At 64.4% G+C, this 22,722-nt stretch carries 25 protein-coding genes and 1 tRNA gene; 9 read left to right on the top strand and 17 right to left on the bottom strand.

The genetic code is table 11. The features are described 5' to 3' along the window. Positions 1–36: 36 nt before the first annotated feature. Positions 37–357: a thioredoxin TrxA gene (trxA, locus tag ABJ363_02375; GenBank protein ID MEP4377819.1), complete on the top strand. Its 321-nt coding sequence runs from the start codon at positions 37–39 to the stop codon at positions 355–357. A gap of 81 nt (positions 358–438) precedes the next feature. Here the strand turns inward: trxA and ABJ363_02370 are convergent, their stop codons facing one another. From ABJ363_02370 to aroA, 15 genes are all read right to left on the bottom strand, one after another. Next, a complete protein-coding gene (locus ABJ363_02370; GenBank protein ID MEP4377818.1) occupies positions 439–1,515 on the bottom strand; it encodes a 2OG-Fe(II) oxygenase in 1,077 nt (358 codons plus the stop codon). 95 nt (positions 1,516–1,610) lie between these two features. Continuing rightward, complete coding sequence (locus tag ABJ363_02365; GenBank protein ID MEP4377817.1) at positions 1,611–2,936, bottom strand: folylpolyglutamate synthase/dihydrofolate synthase family protein; 1,326 nt, start codon at positions 2,934–2,936, stop codon at positions 1,611–1,613. Continuing rightward, positions 2,929–3,885 (bottom strand): acetyl-CoA carboxylase, carboxyltransferase subunit beta, encoded by a 957-nt coding sequence (gene accD / locus ABJ363_02360; GenBank protein ID MEP4377816.1) that lies wholly within the window; start codon positions 3,883–3,885, stop codon positions 2,929–2,931. Before accD ends, ABJ363_02365 begins: the two co-directional genes overlap by 8 nt. Before the next feature lie 19 nt (positions 3,886–3,904). Next, entirely contained in the window at positions 3,905–4,768 is an 864-nt protein-coding gene (gene trpA, locus ABJ363_02355; GenBank protein ID MEP4377815.1) for a tryptophan synthase subunit alpha, read from the bottom strand. Next, positions 4,765–5,979 carry a tryptophan synthase subunit beta gene (trpB, locus tag ABJ363_02350; GenBank protein MEP4377814.1) on the bottom strand — a complete coding sequence of 405 codons (1,215 nt, stop codon included), beginning with the start codon at positions 5,977–5,979 and terminating at the stop codon, positions 4,765–4,767. The genes trpA and trpB overlap by 4 nt, the downstream gene beginning before the upstream one ends. A gap of 46 nt (positions 5,980–6,025) precedes the next feature. Next, a complete protein-coding gene (locus ABJ363_02345; GenBank protein ID MEP4377813.1) occupies positions 6,026–6,673 on the bottom strand; it encodes a phosphoribosylanthranilate isomerase in 648 nt (215 codons plus the stop codon). After that, positions 6,670–7,395, bottom strand: coding sequence for an orotidine-5'-phosphate decarboxylase (gene pyrF / locus ABJ363_02340; protein MEP4377812.1), 726 nt, complete (start codon positions 7,393–7,395; stop codon positions 6,670–6,672). Before pyrF ends, ABJ363_02345 begins: the two co-directional genes overlap by 4 nt. A gap of 13 nt (positions 7,396–7,408) precedes the next feature. After that, a complete protein-coding gene (locus ABJ363_02335) occupies positions 7,409–8,608 on the bottom strand; it encodes an AGE family epimerase/isomerase (GenBank protein ID MEP4377811.1) in 1,200 nt (399 codons plus the stop codon). Continuing rightward, positions 8,605–9,567: an ornithine cyclodeaminase family protein gene (locus ABJ363_02330; GenBank protein ID MEP4377810.1), complete on the bottom strand. Its 963-nt coding sequence runs from the start codon at positions 9,565–9,567 to the stop codon at positions 8,605–8,607. Before ABJ363_02330 ends, ABJ363_02335 begins: the two co-directional genes overlap by 4 nt. Before the next feature lie 7 nt (positions 9,568–9,574). Continuing rightward, on the bottom strand, positions 9,575–9,895 hold the full coding sequence (locus tag ABJ363_02325; GenBank protein MEP4377809.1) for a lipopolysaccharide assembly protein LapA domain-containing protein: 321 nt from the start codon (positions 9,893–9,895) through the stop codon (positions 9,575–9,577). Positions 9,896–10,059: 164 nt separating this feature from the next. Continuing rightward, the gene (ihfB, locus tag ABJ363_02320) at positions 10,060–10,341 is read right to left on the bottom strand and encodes an integration host factor subunit beta (GenBank protein MEP4377808.1); all 282 of its coding nucleotides are present in this window, start codon (positions 10,339–10,341) and stop codon (positions 10,060–10,062) included. A 73-nt stretch (positions 10,342–10,414) separates the two neighbouring features. Beyond that, positions 10,415–11,326, bottom strand: a complete 912-nt coding sequence (gene sppA, locus ABJ363_02315) for a signal peptide peptidase SppA (protein ID MEP4377807.1) — start codon at positions 11,324–11,326, stop codon at positions 10,415–10,417. Positions 11,327–11,350: 24 nt separating this feature from the next. Further along, positions 11,351–13,210, bottom strand: a complete 1,860-nt coding sequence (rpsA, locus tag ABJ363_02310) for a 30S ribosomal protein S1 (protein ID MEP4377806.1) — start codon at positions 13,208–13,210, stop codon at positions 11,351–11,353. 132 nt (positions 13,211–13,342) lie between these two features. Continuing rightward, entirely contained in the window at positions 13,343–13,975 is a 633-nt protein-coding gene (gene cmk, locus ABJ363_02305; GenBank protein MEP4377805.1) for a (d)CMP kinase, read from the bottom strand. Beyond that, positions 13,972–15,354, bottom strand: coding sequence for a 3-phosphoshikimate 1-carboxyvinyltransferase (gene aroA, locus ABJ363_02300; GenBank protein ID MEP4377804.1), 1,383 nt, complete (start codon positions 15,352–15,354; stop codon positions 13,972–13,974). Before aroA ends, cmk begins: the two co-directional genes overlap by 4 nt. Positions 15,355–15,544: 190 nt before the next feature. Between aroA and ABJ363_02295 the strand changes: the two genes are divergently transcribed. The 7 genes from ABJ363_02295 to ABJ363_02265 all read left to right on the top strand — a co-directional run bounded on the left by ABJ363_02295 (position 15,545) and on the right by ABJ363_02265 (position 19,224). After that, positions 15,545–15,904 (top strand): TIGR02300 family protein, encoded by a 360-nt coding sequence (locus ABJ363_02295; protein ID MEP4377803.1) that lies wholly within the window; start codon positions 15,545–15,547, stop codon positions 15,902–15,904. Between the two features lie 91 nt (positions 15,905–15,995). After that, positions 15,996–16,071: transfer RNA gene (locus tag ABJ363_02290), tRNA-Ala, on the top strand. 257 nt (positions 16,072–16,328) lie between these two features. Further along, positions 16,329–16,982, top strand: coding sequence for a 3-oxoacid CoA-transferase subunit A (locus ABJ363_02285; GenBank protein ID MEP4377802.1), 654 nt, complete (start codon positions 16,329–16,331; stop codon positions 16,980–16,982). Then, entirely contained in the window at positions 16,982–17,644 is a 663-nt protein-coding gene (locus tag ABJ363_02280; protein MEP4377801.1) for a 3-oxoacid CoA-transferase subunit B, read from the top strand. Before ABJ363_02285 ends, ABJ363_02280 begins: the two co-directional genes overlap by 1 nt. A 204-nt stretch (positions 17,645–17,848) precedes the next feature. Beyond that, positions 17,849–18,247, top strand: a complete 399-nt coding sequence (locus ABJ363_02275) for a lipocalin-like domain-containing protein (GenBank protein MEP4377800.1) — start codon at positions 17,849–17,851, stop codon at positions 18,245–18,247. Positions 18,248–18,333: 86 nt separating this feature from the next. Further along, positions 18,334–18,723 (top strand): Rid family hydrolase, encoded by a 390-nt coding sequence (locus ABJ363_02270; GenBank protein ID MEP4377799.1) that lies wholly within the window; start codon positions 18,334–18,336, stop codon positions 18,721–18,723. 126 nt (positions 18,724–18,849) lie between these two features. Beyond that, on the top strand, positions 18,850–19,224 hold the full coding sequence (locus ABJ363_02265) for a VOC family protein (protein ID MEP4377798.1): 375 nt from the start codon (positions 18,850–18,852) through the stop codon (positions 19,222–19,224). Positions 19,225–19,341: 117 nt separating this feature from the next. Here ABJ363_02265 and ABJ363_02260 read toward each other — a convergent pair whose 3' ends face one another. Next, complete coding sequence (locus tag ABJ363_02260) at positions 19,342–20,538, bottom strand: hypothetical protein (GenBank protein MEP4377797.1); 1,197 nt, start codon at positions 20,536–20,538, stop codon at positions 19,342–19,344. Continuing rightward, entirely contained in the window at positions 20,535–21,587 is a 1,053-nt protein-coding gene (locus tag ABJ363_02255) for an acyltransferase (protein ID MEP4377796.1), read from the bottom strand. Before ABJ363_02255 ends, ABJ363_02260 begins: the two co-directional genes overlap by 4 nt. Positions 21,588–21,751: 164 nt before the next feature. On the opposite strand from ABJ363_02255, the gene ABJ363_02250 reads away from it, so the two are divergent. Continuing rightward, positions 21,752–22,549, top strand: a complete 798-nt coding sequence (locus tag ABJ363_02250; protein ID MEP4377795.1) for a cyclase family protein — start codon at positions 21,752–21,754, stop codon at positions 22,547–22,549. Positions 22,550–22,722: the final 173 nt, after the last annotated feature.

Below are 22,722 nucleotides of genomic sequence, written 5' to 3'. Positions count from 1 at the left end.
CGCGGGCGCGCCCGGACTGCTGAAAAAGGATTGAGCATGCCCTCCAAACAAATCACGGACGATTCCTTCGAAGCCGACGTTCTGCAGTCGGACAAGCCTGTTCTGGTTGATTTCTGGGCTGAATGGTGCGGCCCCTGCAAGCAGATCGGCCCGACTCTGGAAGAGCTCGCCAACGACAAGGATGGCGATGTCGTCGTTGCGAAGTTGAACATCGACGACAATCCGATGACCCCGTCGAAATACGGTGTCCGCGGCATTCCGACATTGCTGCTCTTCAAGGACGGCCAGGTGGCCTCGATGAAGGTCGGCAGCCTGCCGAAAAGCCAGATTTACGACTGGGTCGAGTCCGTTCTCTAGAGGCCTCGGATACGAGATCAAAAACCCCGCCCCGTTGGCGGGGTTTTTCTTTGGCCGCGCGGGCGGAACCGTCGCCGGAATCTAGCTGGCCTGTCCCTTGTCGCGGTAGCGTTCCAGGAACTGACGACCGCTCTCGTCATACATGAAAGACAGCAGGGTGTAGCGCTGGCCGCTGGTCACGTCGGTTGCCTCGTGCAGCAGGTTGCACGAGAAGATCGCCGCTTCGCCGGTTGCCGGTCGATAGCTGGCCTGACCATATTCCGGGAACCGCAGTTCGCCGCCCTCATGATCCTCGGTGTTGAGGTTGAGGGTCATCGCGAAGCGGCGATGGGCGGTGCCGAGCGTGGTGTTGTCGCGATGGGGCCGGAAAAACCCGCCGACATCGGCATCGTAGCGAACGATCTTGAACTCCTCGACGAACCGAATGTCGCTATGGAAGGCATTCCTAATCTCCGGAAGCACACGGCGCTCGATCCGGCTGCCGATTGCCTCGAGCAGATCCTTGTCGACCACGTGATGATCGCGCCGCCGCTTGGTCTCACCGTCGGTGATGTGGACCATCTTGCCCTCTTCCATGCGCAATGTGCCGGAAGGCTCATTGCCCCGCGTCTCGAACTGTTCGATCAGCCATTGGCAAAAGGATGGCGAGAACACTTCGGGGATAACCAGGATTGGCGGGTGCAGTTGCGCCGGGGTCGGGACCGGGGCATCCATGGCGGCGATCTCGGCCGCCGCCCGTTCGGCGATCGGCGTGTCGCCGGGCCGCAGGACGGTGCGGCATTTCTGGTCGGGGCCGAAGACAAACCCGACCAGTTTTCCACGGGCCCCGAAACGGGTCGCGACCTTCTTGTCGGCGTCGGACAACAGGAAAAACCCCGGATTGATTTCCCCCGCGATCTTCTGCACCAGCGGCATCGGATCGGCGCTGATCGCGAACAGATGTGCACCGGCCTCCAGCATGGCGGGCGCGGCCTTGAACATCGCCTGCAGTTCACCCAGCGCGCCGGGATCTTTCTGCGTCGGGTAAAGCAGGACGAAAAGCGGCCCGCCGCGCGCCTTGTCGTTCAGGTTGATGACGATGTCGCGCTGATCGGGCAGGAAGAAATTCGGCGCGCGGTCGCCCCGTTCGAGCATGTCTTCAAGCATCGGTGTGGTCATGCGCCTGGCGCTCCTGACGGTAGATCCGCGTTCGTGATCCGTCTGTCACAATACTGCCGGCCCCGCATCCGGTCCAACATCCGGTCCACCCGGTATCAGCTGTTCGCGCGCAATGCCGCACCGACCAGGAGATGAGACCCCGTGACGAGGACGCGCGCCGGTGTGGGGCTGCGGGGGATCCGGGACAAGGCATCCGCGACGCTCGGGGCGGACTGCACGATCACACCCGCGCTTTCCGCTGCGGCGACCAGTTCACGCACCGACATGGCGCGAGGATCATCGTCGATGGGGACAGCGGTGGCGCCGACGATGCGTGGGGTGAAAGGCGCCAGGAATTCGACGACATCCTTGTCTTCCAGCATGGCGAAAACCAGATGCTGCGGGCGTGGGTCATGCGCCTGGAGTTCGTCCAGAGCGTCTGCCAGGGCAGCGGCGCCCATCGGGTTGTGTGCCGCGTCGAGCCAGATCTCGCTGCCTGTCGGCATCGATCTGACGAGCGGACCCGAGGTGAGCCGCTGCATCCGGCCCGGCCAGCGCGCCCGGGCGATGCCCGTCTTTATGGCGCCCTGGTCGATGCCGGGGAACCCGCATACATCGAGGCAGGCGGCGGCAAGCGCGGCATTGTCGAGTTGGTGGCGTCCCGGCAGGCCGGGCCGGGGCAGGTGCCACTGTTTCTCACCGCGGATGTAGCGTCCACCGCCATCCGCCATGGCCTGCAGTTGCCATTCAAGACCGGCGCGATACAGCGGCGCTCCGACGGCCTCCGCGAACGCATGAATGACCGCCGCGGCCTCGGGGGCCTGGGGGGCCACAATGGAAGGCACATCGGGTTTCTGGATGGCGGCCTTCTCGCCCGCGATCGCGGCCAGGGTGTCGCCGAGGAACTCCATATGGTCATAGCCGACCGGGGTAATGATGGTCGCGGCGGGTTGCGAGACCACGTTCGTGGCGTCGAAGCGCCCGCCCAGCCCGGTTTCGAGAAGGATAATATCGGCTTGTTTGCGTGCCATGGCGAGGAAGGCCGCGGCGGTGGTGATCTCGAATTCGGTGATGGGCCGACCGGCGTTGCGCTCGTCGATTTCCTCGAACAGCGCCCTCAAATCCGCATCGGAGATGATCTCTCCGGCGATCCGGTAGCGTTCGGCGTAGCGCACGAGTTGCGGCGAGGTGTAGGCGCTGACTCGCAGGCCGGCGGCCGTCAGGGCGGCGTCGAGGAACGCGGTTGTCGAGCCCTTGCCGTTGGTGCCGGCGATATGGATGGCTGGCGGCAGATTGTCGTGGGGGTTGCCCAAATCCGACAGCAGCCGGTGCATCCGGTCGAGGGACAGGTCGATGCGGTCGGGATGGTATTTGACGAAGCGCGCGAGGATTGCGGCAATCGCGCGCGCGTCGCTCTCGGCGGCGTCGGTGGCGCTAGTCACCATCTGCCGGACTGGCGGCAGCAGGTTTGTCGCCGGGCGCCGGGGCGGTCAGGGCGATGGGAGCCGGCTCGCCGCCCGACGCGTCACCGTCCGCAGCGCCGCGGCCCTCGCGCAGCAGGTTCAGAACCTGTGCAATCGTGGCCTGCATTTCGCCGCGCGGCACGACCATGTCGACCATCCCGTGCTCGCGCAGGGATTCCGCCGTCTGGAAGCCTTCGGGCAGTTCTTCGCGGATTGTGTCCTTGATGACGCGCTTGCCGGCGAAGCCGATGGTGGCACCGGGCTCGGCGATCTGGATGTCTCCGAGCATCGCGAAGGATGCGGATACGCCGCCCGTGGTCGGGTCCGTGAGGATGACGATGTAGGGCAGGCCGGCCTCGCGCACCTGTTCGACCGCCAGCACGGTACGCGGCATCTGGATCAGGCTGAGCATGCCTTCCTGCATCCGCGCGCCGCCCGATGCGGGGATGGCGATCAATGCCGCGTCCTGGGCGATGGCTTCACGCGCGGCCGTCAGCAAACCTTCGCCGACGGCCTGGCCCATGGAACCGCCCATGAAGCCGAAATCAAAGGCGGCGATGACGGCGCGTTGGCCGCCGATCGTGCCATGGCCGATGACGATCGCCTCTTTCTCGCCGGACTTGTTCTGCGCATCCTTCAGGCGGTCGGCGTAGCGGCGGCTGTCCCGGAACTTCAGCGGGTCGGGTGTAACGGCCTGGAATTCGACCCGGGTGAATTCCCCGTCGTCGAACAGGAAGCTCATGCGGGTCTTGGCGGCGAGACGGAGATGATGTCCGCAGGCATGGCAGACATGCAGATTGTCGCTGAGTTCGCGGTGGAACAGCATCTGCTCGCAGGATGGGCATTTGTGCCAGAGATTGTCCGGGACGTCCTTCTTTCCGACAAGCGCGCGAATCTTCGGGCGGACGAATTCGTTCAACCAGCTCATCGGACCCCCGCTTGCGTGGTCATTGCGCCGCCTTGCGGGCTGCGCCGCGCACACCCTCCGCAAGGGATCGGGTGAGTTCGAGCACGTTGGTCACCAGTTCCGGTTTTGCCTTGCCGTTTGAATCCAGATTGTCCGCGACCATTTGTACGATGGCCGATCCGACAACGGCGGCGTCGGCAATCGCCGCGACCGCGGCGGCCTGATCCGGGGTTTTGATGCCAAACCCCACGGCGACCGGCAGATCCGTATGGCGCTTCAAGCGCTCGACCGAGGCCTGAATCTCCGCCGCATCGGCCGATTTCGTGCCCGTGATACCGGCAATCGCGACGTAGTAGACGAAGCCCGAGGTGTTCGCGATCACGGCGGGCAGCCGCGCGTCGTTGGTTGTGGGGGTCGCAAGGCGGATGAAATGCATGCCCGTGGCCAGCGCCGGGAGACACAGCTCGACATCTTCCTCGGGCGGCAGGTCGACCACGATCAGCCCGTCGACACCGGCCTCACGCGCGTCGGCGAGGAATCTGTCGACGCCGTAGATATATATGGGGTTGTAGTAGCCCATCAGGATGATCGGGGTGTCGTTGTCGCCGGCGTCCCCGGTGCGGAAGCGCCGGACCATGTCCAATGTCCGGTCGAGGCGTGCGCCGCCGGCCTTGGCGCGCAGGCCCGCCGCCTGGATCGCCGGCCCGTCGGCCATGGGGTCGGAATACATCACACCCAGCTCGATCAGGTCCGCCCCCGCTGCGGGCAGCCCCTGGAGGATATCGAAGCTGGTCTCGAGGTCGGGGTCTGCGGCCATGATGAACGGAACAAACGCCGCGCGGCCTTCGCCCGCGAGCTTCTCGAACCGCGCCTCGATGCGGCCGCTGGTCTCGCCCCGGTTCACAGCTCGACTCCGAGTGCGTCGGCGATGGTGAACACGTCCTTGTCGCCGCGCCCGCACATGTTCATGACCATCAGGTGGTCGGCGGGCAGATCGGCGGCGATCTTGCCCACATGGGCCAGCGCATGGGACGGCTCGAGTGCGGGAATGATGCCTTCCAGGCGCGAACATAGCTGGAAGGCGTCGAGGGCCTCCTGGTCGGTGACGGAGACATATTCGACCCGGCCCAGTTCATGCAGCCAGGCATGTTCCGGTCCGATGCCGGGATAATCGAGCCCGGCGGAGATCGAGTGGGCGTCGAGAATCTGGCCGTCGTCGTCCTGCAGCAGGAAGGTCCGGTTGCCGTGCAGCACACCCGGGCGTCCGCCGGTCAATGACGCGGCATGTTCGCCGGTCTCGATGCCGTGGCCGGCCGCCTCGACGCCGATGATGCGGACATCCGTGTCGTCGAGGAAAGGGTAGAACAGGCCCATCGCATTCGAGCCGCCGCCGATGCAGGCAACGAGGGAATCCGGCAGACGGCCTTCCGCGGCCTGCATCTGTGCCCTGGTCTCTTCACCGATGATTTTCTGGAAATCCCGCACCATCGCCGGATAGGGGTGTGGGCCGGCGACCGTGCCGATCAGATAATAGGTATCATCGACATTCGCCACCCAGTCGCGCAGCGCGTCGTTCATCGCGTCCTTGAGGGTCGCGGTGCCGCTGGTGACCGGAATGACCTCGGCGCCCAGCAGCTTCATGCGGAACACATTCGGCGCCTGGCGCTCGATGTCGGTGGCGCCCATATAGACCACGCACTCCAGGCCGAAGCGCGCGCAGACGGTCGCCGTCGCAACCCCATGCTGGCCCGCACCGGTCTCGGCGATGATCCGCTTCTTGCCCATGCGCCGGGCGAGCAGGATCTGGCCCATGCAATTGTTGATCTTGTGGGCGCCTGTGTGGTTCAGCTCGTCGCGCTTGAAATAGATCTTCGCGCCGCCGAAATGCTCGGTGATACGCTCGGCGAAATACAGCGGGCTCGGCCGGCCCACATAGTGGGCCAGATACTCGTCCAGCTCGGCCTGAAAGCCCGGATCGGCCTTGGCGGCCGCATAGGCCTGCTCGACCTCGAGAATCAGCGGCATCAGCGTTTCGGCAACGAACCGGCCGCCGAAGATGCCGAAATGCCCGTGTTCGTCGGGGCCGTTCTGGTAGCTGTTGGGTTCCGCGCTCATCGTGGCTGCTTATACATCGTTGTTGGCATGCTCAACAGGAAACCCGTCACAGGCTTCCCACCTCCTCGAGAAACGTCCTGATCCGGTCCGGGTCCTTGCGGCCCGGGGCGACCTCCACGCCCGAAGAGACATCGACGATGGCGGCGCCCGACGCACGCACGGCCTCGGTTATGTTGTCGGCGCTGAGCCCGCCCGCGAGCATCCAGGGCACGGGCCATTGATGGGCCGACAACAGGGTCCAGTCGAAGGCCAGCGCGTTGCCGCCGGGCAGGGCATTTGTCATTTCCTTCGGCGCCTTGGCGTCGAACATCAGCCAGTCGACCGCGCCGGTATAGGCGTGGGCGCTCTCGATGTCGGCGGCATTCGCGACTTTGATCACCTTCATGACAGGCAGGCCTGTGCCCTGGCGTATTTCGCGGCAGCGCTCGGGGCTTTCGTCCCCATGCAGCTGAACCAGGTCGAGGGGCACTCTGGCCAGTACCTTTTCGAGCAGAGTGTCGTCGGGGTCGACGAACAGCCCGACCCGGGTCACCCCGTCGGGAACGAGTGCCGCCAGCGTTGCGGCCGTGTCGGGATCGAGCGCGCGCGGGCTCGGCGGATAGAAGACCAGTCCGACAAACCGGGCGCCGGCCTCGATGGCCGTGCGCATTGCAGTCTCGTCATTGATGCCGCAAATCTTGGCGGTCACGCTCATTCCGCCAGCCCCAGCTCGCCGGCGATCCGTGCGGCCGCGGCGGCGGGATCGTCGGCACGGGTGATCGGGCGGCCGATGACCAGCACGTCGGCGCCGTCGTCGCGCGCCTGGGCGGGCGTGGTGAACCGCTTCTGGTCGCCGGTCGCGGCCCAGGTGGGGCGAATGCCCGGCACGATCAACTTGAATGCGGGCCCGCAGGCGGCGCGAATGGCGGTGATCTCGGCCGGGGAACACACCACCCCGTCAAGCCCCTCGGACTGGGCGAGCTGTGCCAGGCGCACAACCTGATCGCGGGCCGGAACGGACTGGCCAACCGCCACCAGGTCCGAATCATCGAGGCTTGTCAGCACGGTGACGGCGATCACCAGCGGCCGTTGCGCGCCGCCGGCCTGCTCGGCCGCCTCGCGCGCGGCCGCCAGCATCGCGGGGCCGCCCGCGGCATGGACGTTGACGATCGCGGCCCCAAGACCGGCGACGGCGCGCACCGCTCCGGCCACCGTATTGGGAATGTCGTGGAATTTGAGGTCGAGAAAGAAAGGCTGGCCCAGATCGATGATCCGCCGCACCCCTTCGGCCCCGTTGGCCGAGAAGAACTCGAGCCCCGCCTTCACCCCGCCGACATGCCCGCGCAGCATCTCGGCCCATGCGACGGCCTGTTCCAGATCGGTTGTGTCGAGGGACGCGAACACGGGATTTGCCGGCAATTGCGGAAGATTTGTCATGACAGCGCAGCTTCTAGCAGAGGTCCGTTCGCCGGTCACGCACACGCAACACCTCGGTGAGGCACAGAAACAGGTGGTAGAAGCTCGATGCGGGTGCGGTTTCGGCGATTGCGCCGCCGCCGGCGTCCAGATGGTCCTGCCAGTTGCCGTGTCCGATCGCGAGATATAGCCCGAACAGTCGCGCCAGCAGCATTTCGAGATGCGCCGCGGCGTCGGGATCGGCGCCGTCCTCGAGCCGCGCCAGCTGCGCCTTGATGGCCTCGGTCTGGACCCACAGGCGCTTGTTGTCGTCGAGCGGCGTGCCGTGACCGAGCCGCGCATCCGTGCCGCTGCGCAGGACCGAATCAAACGCCAGGCCCTGGGCGGCCCCCGGCGCATGGTCGCAGCCATGGGCCATGGCGAACGCGTACAGCGCGTCTGCCTCTGTGCGCGTACTCTCGCCGCTTGCTTCGGAGTAGCGCCGCAGTAGCCAAACCCATTCGAAATGATGTCCGGGTTCGGTGATCTGGCCCGCCGTGCCGGGCGCGGGCGACCAGTCGGTCTCGAAGAATTCGCCCAGGGTGCCGGTCGCCGGGTCGACGAAACGGGTCCGGAACAGCTCGATGATAAGACGCGCACGGTCGAGATAGGCCGTGTCGGCGGTGGCCCCGTGTAGTGCCAGCAACGCTTCCAGCAGATGCATGTGGGGGTTCTGGCGGCGCGGTAGGTCGTGCGCCGGGTTCTCGAAATATCCGCCATGGATGGGGTCGGCAAGGCTTTCGTCGAGATAGTCGAGGGTGCGTGTGGCCCAGGCCAACGCTTCGGAATCGGCGCTTGCGCGGTGGTACCAGGCGAATGCGAATAGCGCGAAGGCCTGCTCATAGGCCTCGATCCGGGTATCGGCCGGGCTGCCGTCACAGGCGGCGGAGAAGATGAAGCCACCGCCGTCTCTGCGCCAGTAGTGGCGGGTGAGGAATTCGAAGCCGCCGCGGGCCACATCGATCGCGCTCGGGCCGCCGGCAGGCGGGGTCCAGCCGAGCAGGTGGGCGTGGCTGTACACATAGATCTGCCGGGCCTGGACGCGCATTCGTTTGGCCTGATCGATGAGGGGTTTGCCGTCGAGGGTCAGGCACTCGACGAAGCCGCCGGCCGCGTCATCGAATCCGGCATGGGACCAGAGCGGCAGGGCCTGTCGGCTAAGCCATTCATGGATATGGGCCGCGTCGATGCTCATGGCGCCAGCCGGTCGATTAGAAGTTCCGCAGCCGCGAGGTCCTCGAGCGCTGTTCCGACGGATTTGAACAGCGTGATCTCGCCGACCGACGCCCTCCCGACATGTTCGTCCCGGCACAATTCGGAGAACTCCGCGAGGATGTCATCCGCCGCGATCATCTCGGCGGCCAGGGGTTGCGTGATATCCCCGGCCTCGGCCATCGCACCCGCGCGGGTATCGACAAAAATCCGCGCCCGCATGATCGCGGTGTCGTCGGCCTCGCGCATGTCGGGGCGAAAGCCGCCGACCAGATCGACATGGGTGCCGGGAGACAGCCATTCGCCCCGGAACACCGGCGTTCGTGAGGTGGTCGCACAGCTCACGATATCGGCGTTGGTGATTGCACCCTCCAGATCGTCGCAGGCGGCGACCGCGAAACCATGACCGGACATCCGGCGCGCGAGACCCGCCGCCTTGTCCGTGTCGCGTCCCCAAACGAGGACCTGGTCGATCGGGCGCTCGGCGCAATGGGCCAGGATCAGGTCCGGCGCGAGTCGACCCGTCCCGATCATGACGAGGCGGTGCGAATCCGGTCGCGACAGAAATCGTGAGGCCAGCGCGGATGCCGCGGCGGTGCGTCGCGCGGTCAGGGCGGGGCCGTCGATGAGCGCGCGCGGGGCGCCGGTTTGCCCGTCCAGCAGAAGATAGGCGCCCTGTACGGAGGGTTGCGGGGCCGCCGGGCTCCGGGTCGGATTGTCCGGGTGGACGGTGACGGTCTTGACCCCGATGTGACGCGGGGGTGCCTCGTTGTCCCATGCCGGCATGAGCAGCAGGGTCGCGTCGTCGCGGGTGCCCATGGGAATGTTGTGGTGATGGCGGACCGGCGTGACGGCCCCGTCCCGGAATGCCGCATGCAGCGCCGCCACCAGACTCGGGGCATCAAGCAACGCGTCGACGGTTGCCGGGTCGATGGTCTGCAAGTCCGGACTAGTCCGTCTGCGCCGGCAGCTGGCCGACGGGCGCGGGCACGCTCGCGCGCTCGCTATCGGCTGCCGCGCGTTCGAGTTCGCGAATTCTGCTCGCCCGTTCGCGCGCACGTCTGCGGGTTGGGGCAGAGGTGATCCACATCAGCGCTGCGCCGAGGACGAATCCCGCCCCGGCCCCGATGAACACGAACGCGAACAGCGGCCATGTGATGATCAGATCGAGAGGCCAGAGATTGAGACTGGCGTCGCCCCGATTGTTGACGGCGAGGACGACCACGATGATCGCGACCGGAATGGTTATCAGCCAGCGCAAGCGGTTCACAATGTATCCCTATGGTCGGTCATGAGTTCGAGCCGGTTGTTTGAAACATTGGCGTTGACCGGGCATGACGAGAACCCGTGCCAATCGATATGGCCGACTTTACCCCATTCGTCATGTGAATGAATGTTGAAGGCCGCGTTTCCGGCCAACATCTTTCGCGCCGGTTACTCGCCGTTGAGGCGTTCGCGCAATTCCTTGCCGGTCTTGAAATAGGGAACGACCTTGGCGTCCACGTCCACGGCCGCACCGGTACGCGGATTCCGGCCGGTTCTGGCGGCCCGTTGCTTGACGGAAAACGCACCGAAACCGCGTAATTCCACCCGATCGCCGCGCGCGAGTGCGGCGGTGATCTCTTCGAGAATTGTTGCCACGATACGTTCCGCGTCGCGTTGCAGCAGGTGCGGGTTGCGCTCGGCCAGGCGCTGTATCAATTCCGACTTGGTCATTCTGTTCCCCCCGGGAATCGCCAGTCCCGAATATTCGCCTTCCCCCGAAGGCTCAGCCGCCGTTCAATTCACGTCAGCGGGCCGAAGGTTGCCAAAGCGAAACCAGACCGTCAAGTGTTAATGCATTGGAAAACAACGATTTTCCTGCAAGCCCGGAGATTTTCTCCAGGAAACCGTCTTCGTCTCTACCGGTCCGCACGGTTTCCACCGGCAGTCCGTCGGGAAGATCGCGTTCGCGGACCATCCAGCCGATTGCCGCCGCCTCGCCGCCGATCGCATCGATCAGATTGTTATCGACGGCCTGGCGTCCGGAGAACACCCGGCCATCGGCCAGTAGGCGCACGTCTTCCGCATCGATCGGGCGGCGTGCGATCACCAGATCGACGAAGAAATCATAAAGATCGAGCACGACCTGTTGCGTGGCAGCGCGGCCTTCCGGGGTCAGCGGTTCGACGGGTGACGGCACGCCTTTCAGCTCGCTCGATTTGATGGTGATGGGCTCAACGCCGATCCGCCCGAGCAGTTCGCTCACATTGGCGGTTTGAAGAATCACCCCGATCGAACCGGTGATCGTGCCTTCGCGGGCGAAGACGCGGTCGGAGGCGATGGCCGTCATATACGCGGCCGAGGTCGCCACGGTCCCCATCACGGCGGCGACCGGCTTGGCTTGCGCGACGGCGCGCAGGTCGTTGTACAAATCTTCACCGCCGACGACGCTGCCACCGGGGCTGTCGATATGCACGATCAAGCCGCGCACGTCGTCACTCTCGGCCAGCCGGGCCAGCGCCCGGCTGCGGGCGCCGTCGCGGACGATCACCCCTTCGACATGGATGCGCACGATCCGCTCGCCGCGCACCAGCGCGCCTTCGGCCTGGAGATAGGCCAGGGTGGCGACGATAACGACCAGCAGGGTGACGGCCTGCCAGACACGCAGCCGGCGCTTCAGCCGGCGGCGGTCAAGCAGGGCGTCCGGATCGTAGGACATGGCGGCCAGTCAGGCGCGGAAGCCTTACGACTTCGCCGCGCCTTCCTCTTCTTCCGTGGCCTCGGTCGCTTCGGCCTCTTCGGCCGCAGCTTCCGGTGCCGCAGCCGCGTCGGCCGCTTCCTCTTCCGCGGGTGCCGCAGCTTCAGGCGCCGGCGTGTCGCCGATCATTTCCTGGGTTTCCTGCTGCTTTTCGCGGATGGCCGCCCCGAGAATGTCACCCAGCGAGGCGCCGCTGTCGGACGAGCCGAACTGCGCCATCGCCGTCTTTTCTTCGGCGATCTCGTTGGCCTTGATCGACATCGAGATACGTCGGCTCGACGCGTCGATGTTGGTCACCTTGGCATCGACCTTTTCGCCGACCGCGAAGCGGTCCGGCCGCTGCTCGGAGCGGTCACGCGAGAGATCGGAGCGTCGGATGAACGCCACCAGGCCGCCCGAGGTGGTGACCTCGATGCCGCCGTCATTCACTTCCGAGACGGTGGCGGTCACGACTTCACCCTTGCGGATGTTGCCGAGCGATTCGGCGAACGGATCGCTGGACAGCTGCTTGATGCCCAGTGAGATGCGTTCCTTGTCGGTGTCGACCTCGAGGATCTTGACCTTGACCATATCGCCCTTGGTAAAGTCCTCGAGCGCTTCCTCGCCGGTCTTCTCCCACGAGATGTCCGAAAGATGGACCATGCCGTCGATGTCGCCCGGCAGGCCGACGAACAGACCGAACTCGGTGATGTTGCGAACTTCGCCGTCGATCTCCGTACCGCCCGGGAACTTGACCGCGAACTCGTCCCACGGATTTTCCTGGGTCTGCTTGAGACCGAGCGAAATGCGGCGTTTCTGCGGGTCCACGTCGAGGACCATGACGTCGACTTCCTGGCTCGTCGAAACGATCTTGCCCGGATGGACGTTCTTCTTCGTCCAGCTCATCTCCGAGACGTGGACCAGGCCTTCGATGCCCGGCTCCAGCTCGACGAAGGCGCCATAGTCGGTGATGTTGGTCACGCGGCCGGTGAAACGGGCGCTGACCGGATACTTCAGTTCCACATCATCCCACGGATCCGCCTCGAGCTGCTTCATGCCGAGGGAGATACGCTGGGTTTCCGGGTTGAACCGGACGACCTGGACCTGAACGGTCTGGCCGACCTGCAGCGCTTCGGACGGATGATTGATCCGGCGCCACGAAATGTCGGTAACATGGAGCAGGCCGTCGACACCGCCGAGATCGACGAACGCGCCGTAATCGGTGATGTTCTTGACGACGCCCTGGAGGACCTGGCCTTCCTTGAGGTTCGCGACCAGCTCGGTACGTTCGGCGGCGCGGGTCTCTTCGAGAACGGCGCGACGCGAGACGACGATGTTGCCGCGGGCCCGGTCCATCTTGAGGATCATGAAGGGTTGCGGGGTGCCCATCAGCGGCGAGACGTCGCGCACGGGGCGGATGTCCACCTGGCTGCCCGGCAGGAACGCGACGGCGCCCGACAGATCGACCGTAAAGCCGCCCTTGACGCGCCCGAAGATCGTGCCGGTGACCCGTTCGGTCTGCTCGAACGCTTCCTCGAGCTTTTCCCAGGCCTCTTCCCGGCGTGCCTTCTCGCGCGACAGGACAACTTCGCCGTTGACGTCTTCGTAGCGTTCTACATAGACCTCGACCTTGTCGCCGACATCGAGTTCGGCGGGGGCGCCGGGCGGGGCGAATTCCTTGAGCGGCACCCGGCCTTCGGATTTGAGGCCGACATCGATGAGCGCAAAATCGCTCTCGACCGAGACAACGGTGCCTTTGACAACCGTGCGTTCGAGGTTTGAATTGTTTTCGAAGCTTTCTTCGAGAAGAGCGGCAAAATCCTCGCTCATGGCGGCGCTCTCAGGCGCCGCTGCGGTATCGGTCATGGGACGATACGTCCTTTCGGTTCATACTTTTCATGCCAACCGGTTGGTTCCGGCGGTCTTTCATACCCACCCGTCTGTCCGGCCAGTCCGGACATGGAAACGGTGCTGGATACGCAAACAACCCGGCCGAGGTTAAGTCGACAGATCCTCGATATAGGCCCGCGTCTCTTCGAAGACGGCATCGGGCGATTTATCTGAGGTATCGATCTCGCGTGCGTCTCCCGCCAGCAATGGGGAGACCTCTCGAGTGCGATCGCGCTCGTCACGCGCTTCTATCTCGGCCAGGACGGCGGGATATGTACTCTCTAAGCCCTTTTCCTGCAACTCTTTATGCCGCCTTTCCGCCCGGATTTCGGGGCGGGCCGTGACGAAGAGTTTCACATCGGCGTTCGGGCAGACAACGGAACCGATGTCGCGCCCGTCCAGAACCGCCCCGGCCTTGCCGCCGGGGGGGGTCCGGGCGAAGTCCCGCTGAAAGTCGAGCAGCACCTTGCGCACATCGGGAATCGCCGCGACCTGGGAGGCCGCATCGGCGACGGTTTCCGTGTGCAGATCGACCGATTCCAGCTTTGCCGGGTCGAGCGCTTTCGCCGCGCGTACGGCATCGGCCCGGTTTGACGGGTCGCCGCCCGCATCCAAAACCAGATAGCCGACGGCGCGGTAAAGGCGGCCGGTATCGAGGAAGGCGAAATCGAAATGCGCCGCGAGCCGCTTTGCCAGCGTGCCCTTGCCGGCGGCGGCCGGGCCGTCGATGGCGATGATCATGTGGCGCTGTCTTCCGCGATGTCCGCGCCGAGGCCGCGCATGGTCTCGATAAAACCGGGGAAGCTGGTCTCGACGGTGCGGACATCGTCGATCGTGACGGGGTTTTCCGTGGCCAGGCCGAGCACGAGGAAGCTCATCGCGATCCGGTGGTCGAGGTTGGCGGCAATCTCGCCGCCGCCGGGTGGCGGGCCGTCGCATCCCTGGATCACGAGCCGGTCTTCTTCCGACCAGACGGCCACGCCGCACGCGGCGAGGCCGGCCTCGACCGCGGCCAGGCGGTCGCTTTCCTTGACCCGCAACTCGCCGACACCCTCGAACACGGTGGTGCCTGCCGCGCAGGCGGCAGCCGCGGCCAGTACCGGGTATTCGTCGATCATTGACGGCGCACGTGATCCCGGCACGATGACGCTTTTCAATGATCCCGCGCGAACATGCAGATCGGCGACGGGCTCGCCCCCGGCGTCACGTGGGTTCTCGCGGGAAATATCCGCCCCCATCTCCGCCAGCGTGTCGAACAGGCCGATGCGCGCCGGGTTCATGCCGACCGCCGGCAGATAGACATCCGAGCCCGGCACGATCGCGGCGGCGACGGCAGGGAAGGCGGCCGAACTGGGGTCGGCCGGGACGCCGATCTCTGCCGGGTTGAGCTCGGGCTGGCCGGTGATCGTGATCCGGCGGCCCGCATCGGTCTCGGTGATCTCCAGCTCGGCACCCATATGGGCGAGCATCCGCTCGGTGTGGTCCCGGGTCGCCACGGCTTCGACAACGCTCGTCTTCCCCGGTGCATGAAGCCCCGCCAGGAGGACGGCCGACTTCACCTGGGCAGACGGCACAGGCAACACATACTCGATGGGCAGGAGATCGTTGGTGCCCGTGATCGACAGGGGCATCCGGCCGCCGTCGCGCGATGCCGTCTGCACCCCCATCTCGGTGAGCGGCGCGATGACCCTGCCCATGGGCCGGGCGCGCAGGGAATCGTCGCCGGTCAGGATGGCGGTGAAATCATGGCCGGCCAGCAGACCGCAAAGCAGCCGGGCCGCGGTGCCGGAGTTGCCCAGGTCCAGCACGTCGTCGGGCGGATGCAGGCCGCCGACGCCGACGCCGTCAATCTGCCAAACGCCATCATCGTTGCGCGTGATGCCGACACCCATGCGGCGCAGCGCCGCCGCCGTGGCCAGCACATCCTCGCCCTCGAGCAGGCCTTCCGCGCGGGTCGTCCCAACGGCGAGCGCCCCGAGCATCAGCGTGCGGTGGGAGATCGACTTGTCGCCCGGCACGCGCACCCGGCCCGCGAGGGCCGCGCCACGGCGCGCGGTTGCGGGTCTTGGTGCGGCGGGCGCGGCGGGGGATGGGGAAGTGGATGGGGTGTTGTCGATCATGGCTTCGTTCTTGTCCGGGCGGCGACCGATTAGCACAAGTTTCGTTGTCCGGCCACGAAGCTGGTGTGGATCGGACACATGTCTGGCGGCCCGGTGTTGCGACAAAGTGACGATGTGTTGCGGATTTGCTTTTGACAGGCCGTGTCGTTCGTGGCACACGGCGCCTCCGACACACACCGGAGGGTACCCAGTGGCAAAACCCGAATGGGGCGTTAAGCGGGCATGCTTGTCATGCGGCGCGCGCTTCTATGACATGCAGAATTCTCCGATCGTCTGCCCGAGTTGCGAGACGGTCTTCGATCCGGAAGCGATCTTCCGCCCGCGGCGCAATCGCCCGGCCGAGCCGGATGCGCCGGCTCCGGCGAACGACGATGCGGCCAAGCCGGCGGCGAAGTCGGACGACGATGATGATGAGGTGGCGGCGCTGATCAGCGACGTGGAAGTCGATGACGACGATGATGACGATGATGCGCTCGCGCCCGATCTCGACGATGATGATGATGACGACGAGCCCGTGGTCGTGGTCAAGAAGGACAGCGACGACGATTAGGCGCGTCGATCCGAGAAACCACTTGCGTTGATCGGCGGGTCCAGTATCTTCCCGCCGCCCGGTCGAAAGGCCGGACGCACCAGTATTTGAGGGGGCCGTAGCTCAGTTGGGAGAGCGCTACAATGGCATTGTAGAGGTCGTCGGTTCGATTCCGTCCGGCTCCACCAAATTAGGCTTTTGAAGCCAACGCTTTATCGGCGGGTTGGGAAACCGACCCGCCGATTGCTTTTTCGGCATTGCCAGATATTGCCATTTGACTGATCGCAGAATGCACGTCGCTGGTTGGCAATTTCAGCATTCAAGCCGAAGCACCTCATCTTCCGATTGCACGTCGTAGGCGTCCGGCATCACGGTGTCCCGACGGTTGCACGGCAATTGGCCCTGTGCACAAGATGATTCAATGGTGATCGGGGACGGGGACAACATGAAACAGGCCATTGGATTGACCGAATTCATCGGTATGGTTCCCGACGGCGCGTGCCTGATGATCGGCGGCTTCATGGGGGTCGGTGCGCCGCTCCGGCTGATCGACGCCCTGGTCGAGTCGGATCGAACCGGGCTTACAATCATCAGCAATGACACATCGTGGCCCGACCGTGGCGTCGGCAAGCTGATCAGCGCCCGCAAGGTGGCGAAAGTCATCACGTCCCACATCGGCCTCAATCCGGAAACGCAACGGCAGATGATCGATCGCGAGATCGAGGTCGAGCTGGTGCCGCAGGGCACATTGGTCGAATGCATTCGTGCCGGCGGGTTCGGACTGGGCGGCGTGTTGACAAAAACCGGCCTGGGCACCCCGGTCGAGGACGATAAACAAACCGTTGATATCGACGGGGAAACGTTTCTCCTGGAAAAGCCGTTGCGCGCCGACTTCGCGCTCATTCATGCGAAAAGCGCCGACTATGTGGGTAATCTGTCCTACTCGCTGACGGCGCAAAATCTAAACCCGGTCATGGCGATGGCGGCGGACACCGTGATTGTCGAGGCCCAGGAAATCGTCCCGGTCGGCATGATCACGCCGGATGCGGTCAAGACGCCGGGTGTGCTGGTCGACCACCTCCTCGAAAGGGCCGCATGATGGACGCCAAGGAACTTATCGCCCGCCGGGTCGCCAGGGAAGTTCGCCCCGGAACCCTGGTAAATCTGGGGATCGGCCTGCCGTGTCTGGTCGCCAACTACTTGCCCGCCGAAATGTCGGTGTTCTTTCAATCGGAAAACGGCGTCGTCGGTATGGGCGCTCGGCCGCCGGAAGGGATGGAGGACCCCAACCTGACCGATGCCGGCGGCAGCTTCGTGACCGCGGTGCCCGGCGCGGCGTCGATCGACAGCACATTCTCCTTCGGCCTGATCCGCGGCGGTCATCTCGACATGACCGTCTTGGGCGGGCTGCAGGTTGACGGTCAGGGGCGGCTCGCCAACTGGATGGTGCCTGGTAAGTTGGTCCCCGGCATGGGCGGTGCGATGGACCTGGTGACCGGTGCACAGCGGGTCATCGTGGCCATGGTCCACACCGCGAAAGGTGCGCCAAAAATCGTTCAGGAGAGTGAACTGCCATTGACCGCGCTGCGCCCGGTCAGTCTGATCGTGACAGAACTGGCGGTCATTGAGCCGAGCAACGACGGGCTGATACTTAAGGAACGGGCGCCGGGCGTGAGCATCGATGAGGTTGTCGGCGCCACGCAGGCGGAACTTATCATCCCGGAGATGGTGCCCGAAATGGTCGGGCTGGCCGCGGTCTAGGCGACATGCGCCGAATGACGGCGCGTTGAATGACGCGTCCCCCGGGCGGACCGCAACCGGATAATTGCGAACATTGCTGCGGCTGTCCGAAATGTACTTATTCCCGTTGAACGCGAACCCCGGCCATATTGATCCGGTGAAACGAAACGGCCTACCGTGAGGGCGCCTCGACGTATTCGAGGTGGCAACACGGGAATCTTGAAAGTGACCAAACACATCGGAACCTGGATGCTCGTTCGTGTCGCGGCGGTTGACGCCAATGGCGAACAGATCGCGCCGCCTTTCGGCGGTGACAACGTCATCGGGCGTGCGGTTCTCACCGCGGACGGGCGCATGTCCGCCATGATCACGGATGCGCGGCCGGAAATACCTGACGGCGAGACGCGCGACTACTCCTGCTACGCGGGTCCATTCACCTTCGACGGCAAAACGCTCATCACCAGGGTGGACTCCTGCTCCGATCCCGCACGCATGGGGACCGAGCAAATCCGCGATGTGACATTCGAGGACGGGCTCATGATCCTGCAGCCGCCCCTGCAGGCATACGGCGACCAGCCGGTGGAGCGACGCACCTTGTGGTGGGAGAAAATTTCAGACGTTTGATTGGCTGACGGAAAAAGGACAACCACCTGGTAGGGGAAAAACCGGCTTGGTTGCGATACCGGGCACGGACATCAGGGAGAAATTCAGTGCGCAAAACAGTCTCATCACCCGACGTGAAGAAACCCGACCGCGCGGCCCTCACCGGCGGTGTGGCGGTGGGGGACCAGGTCATCCTGAGCGGCCAGATGGCCTACGACCCGGACGTGGACGGCATCCCGGCGGACATGGACGCGGCGGCACAGACCCGGGTGATCATGGAAAATATCGGGCACCTTCTGGCCTCTGAGGGGCTGGATCATGGCGACATCGTCAAGGTGACGATTTTCCTCACTGATCTGGGCGACCTGCGCGCCATGAACGATGTCTATTCGAGCTACGTGGCCGCGCCCTATCCGGCGCGTTCGACCGTCGGCGTCACGTTTCTGGCGATCCCGAATGGCCGGGTCGAGATCGAGGCGACGGCGGTTCGACGCTAGGCGCGTCGGCGTCACGGTCGATATGAGACCGGCCTCCATCGCATGCTAGGCGGCCGGCGCAATAAGCTTTAGCTTCATCCGGCAACGACACTTGATGGCTCACGCGCGTGAGCGGAGGAGGAAGCAATGTTTTCACATATCATGATCGGCGGGGATGACCTCGCCGTGGCGAAGAAATTCTATGACGCGGTGCTCGGCACCTTGGGTGTGCCGGAAGGCACGATGGACCCCAAGGGGCGGTTGTTCTATCGCACCGACACGGGCGTATTCGCCATTTCGGTGCCGATCGACGGGAAACCGGCGACGGGTGCGAATGGTGGCACCATCGGTTTCAAATGCGAGAACCCGGAGCAGGCGGATGCGTGGCACGCCGCCGGCCTGGCCAACGGCGGCACGAGTGTCGAGGACCCGCCGGGCTGGCGCGAGGGGGCGGCCGGTCAGGTCTATCTCGCCTACCTGCTAGATCCCTCGGGCAACAAGATCTGCGGGCTGCATCGCTAGGCGCGTTTGCACCAGAAAATTTCATGGAAGCCCGTTCCCCTGCTTTGCGGGCGGACGGGCTTTTTCCATGGACCGGGAAATTTCCCTGACGTGTGTCGATTGTGACGCGGTGCGTTGCTATCGTGATTCCTGGTCGAGCTGGTCCAGATAGCTGTCATGGATGCTGATCTCGCGCGGCGTTAGTTCGTTGGCATTGCATGCACCGGGTACGGCAGTTACGGCCTTGCCAAACCAGCGTTGCCGCACGGCGGCCGACAGGATTTCGGCCGCCGCTGCGTTCCCGTCGACGCCCCAATGGCCGTTAGTGCCATAGAAAATCGGTGCGTCGGGTCTGTCCTGTCGGGCCAGGCAGCCGGTCAGGTCGAGGAGCGGCACGGACAGTCCATCTCGTGTCGCCATGCGCTGCAACAGCGCGCCCGGCAGTGCGGGATCGATACCGGTGGGTTCGATGGATGAGGCGGTTGCCACACGCTGGCGCCACTCGGACGATGCCGCGAGGGGCGAGGGGGCGATGACCAGCAGGGTTTCGGTGCCCGACCGCGCGAGCCCGTCTGCGAACCTGACCAGCCTCCTGGCCCATTCATATCCGCGTTTGAGATCGTCCAGCCGTGCGGCCATGTAGCTCTTGCCCCAAGCCAGCATGATGGTGAGAAATGCCGTGTCGTTGAACTGGACCTGGCTTTCGTAACGGTCGTCGGCCGGAATCGCGGGCGCGAAATCAGATTCGCCATGTAACTTCGCCGGTGGGCCCGGGTTCTGTGCAGCGATCACGCCGGGCGCAACCAACAGATCGGGCGCATCGACCAGTGCGTCTCCCAGCTGCTGGTACGGAACTGAGTGTCGAAGGTCGATCCAGTCGGTGCCGGCGTGAATGTTGAAGATCACGGCGTCATGCTCGAGGCGTCCGGACCAGAATTTGTAGATGGCGATGTATTCGGGAAACCCAACGGAGGGGACCCCCAGATTGATGATCTCGATGTCGCGATCCGCGATGGCGGTGTTCAGCCTATTTTCGAGCAGAGACGGAACCGTGTGATCATCTGTGGTGATGCCGTAGATATAGGAGTCACCGATGAACAAAACTCGAAAACTGTCCGCGGCCTTTCGGGCTGCGACGCGCGTCGGGCGATAGCCTAGGGCACCCAAATCGTAGCGCCCGTCCGCATCCGGCGCGACCGCCGCGCCCGCCGACACAAACGGGTTTGGTGAGGCTTCCGTCGGGGTTGGTGTCTGGGCCTTTGCGCCTGGTATGACCATGCCCAGAAGGATTGCACCGGCCGCGAGCCCGGTTCGAAGATGCACAGGCTTAATCATGGTGCGCGGAAAGTGCGGTCATGGATCAGCGTTGCGCCTGCCTGTCCGGCGGCTCTGGCCCATGCGGTCCCGATTGCAAGCATCGGTCGTTCGACCAGCAAGGCCAGAGCCAGCGCCAACAATGTTGCCGCAGCGAGCACTGCCAGCAGGAACGCCCAGGCGGGTATCGTGCTTGCGAGGCCAGCGACGAGTGCGAGCTGAATCAACGGGAAGTGGACCAGATACACCGCGAAGGAAATGTCGGTGGGCAACGGCGGGTGTGGGGTCGCGAAGGCGACGGCCATGATGCCCGCCGCCAACAGCAGATCGCGGATCGCGATATCGATGGACAGAAAGCCGGTAGTCCCCAATTGCAACGCGCCCAGGGCCGCCACGGCAGCAATGGCGTAGGCCCAGATCGGGATCCGGTGCCCATAGATTGCGAGAAGCATGCCGAGCGCGAACAACCGGGTTTTCCCCGGCAATTGATTGGCCAGACGTGTCTGTTCCAAATCGAGCAGAGTTACGTAGTAGGCAAAGGAGACGATGATGGCGATGAGCAGAATAATGGGCAGGAACCGCCGCGCGACGATGACGGCGGCCGGCATCAGAACATAGAAGGCGACCTCGATTTTCAGTGTCCAGAGGGCGCCATTGGCCGCATTAAACGGCAGCTCGGCGAAGATATCGCCGACCGTCGGGGCCAGAAAATTGAGAAACAGGGCATTTGCCGCGAGATAGCGCAGGACTTCCGGTATCCGAATGTCATCCCATTGCAGGGCGACGAGAATGGCGCATTGTACGGCGATGACCGTGATGTAGGCGGGATAGATTCGGAACAGGCGCTTCAGGCCATAGGCCCCGAAATGCGGTTGGTTCTGCCAGCTGCGGAACACCAGAAACCCGCTGATCAGAAAGAACCCGTCAACACCCCAACCGGATGAACTGAACAGGAAAAATTCGGACGTGCCGCCGGATAGTTCGCGCACATGGGTGAACACAACCGCATAGGCGAACAGCATCCGCAGCAGGTCGAAATTGTTGTCGTGCCGTTGTGTGGCGGCTGTCACGTCGCGGTACCTTCGTTGGAAAGCCGGGTGTAGCACAGCGTTATGATTGCCCAGAAATCTTTGCCGGGTCTCATCCTAGGCCTTTGTTGTTCGTTATGACGGTCGCGCCGCGACACCGGTGCGGACTTTGGCTAACCTGTGGGCCAACGCAGGAGAACCCGAACATGCCCCGACTCATCGATCTCACCCGGCCCATCGACACCAAAAATCGCGAGCTCGTGCCCGAGGAAATACAGGGACTGGCAAGTATTTTCGGACCCAAGATCACCTATCACCGCCCCGAGGACCTGGGCCGCGAACGGATGATCGGATTCTTCGGCTGTGGGGTCGAGCATCTGCCCGACGGTGAGGGCTGGGGCGAGGAAATGCTCAACGACATGAACACCCATTGTTCGACCCATGTGGACGCGCCCTATCACAGCGGCAACACCATCGAGGGCAAGCCCGCCCGCAAGATTCACGAGATCGATGTGCAGGAGCTGTTCTGCCCGGGCATGGTGCTGGACATGCGGCCCTATGCGAAACCGAACACGGCATTCTCCATCGATGATCTGCAGGCGGCGATCGACGCCGTCGGGCGGCCGATCGAGGAGGGCGACGCGGTAATGCTGCGTACCGGCCAGGAACGCTACGGCATGAAGGACCCGGAGTTCTGGACCTATCCGGGCATGACCCGCGACGGCACGGTGTTCTTGACCGGCGAGGGCGCGCGGGTGCTCGGCACGGATGCGATGGGCTGGGACCGGCCGTTCCCGGTGATGAAGAAGGCGTTCGAGGAGACCGGCGACAAGTCCGAGATTTGGGACGGGCATTTCGCGGTGCGTGAGCGCGAGGCGTTCATCGTGCAGCAGCTCGACAACCTCGCGGCCCTGCCCCCCACCGGTTACATGGTCGCCTTCTTCCCGATCCGGCTGGTCGGCACCAGCGCGGCGCCGGCCCGTGTGGTGGCATTCCTGGATTGAGGTTGTCGGCGGGCGGCCTGCAACGAATGTCTAATAGACCCCGGGGCGCCGGGCGGGTTGAGTAAGGGTTCGGAGGCGGTTGCGCAGTTCATGCTGCAACGCCAACAAGTTCCTCCGTTCCCCCGACCCCGTCATGGGGTTATTTAGTGCAGGGCTCGTCCCTGCACTTTTTT

This window comes from Alphaproteobacteria bacterium, assembly GCA_039980135.1.
In the GTDB taxonomy this organism is placed as follows: Bacteria; Pseudomonadota; Alphaproteobacteria; order UBA6615; family UBA6615; genus UBA8079.
The sequence above is the reverse complement of the archived record's forward strand: the minus strand, read 5'-3'. Positions and strand labels throughout refer to the sequence as shown.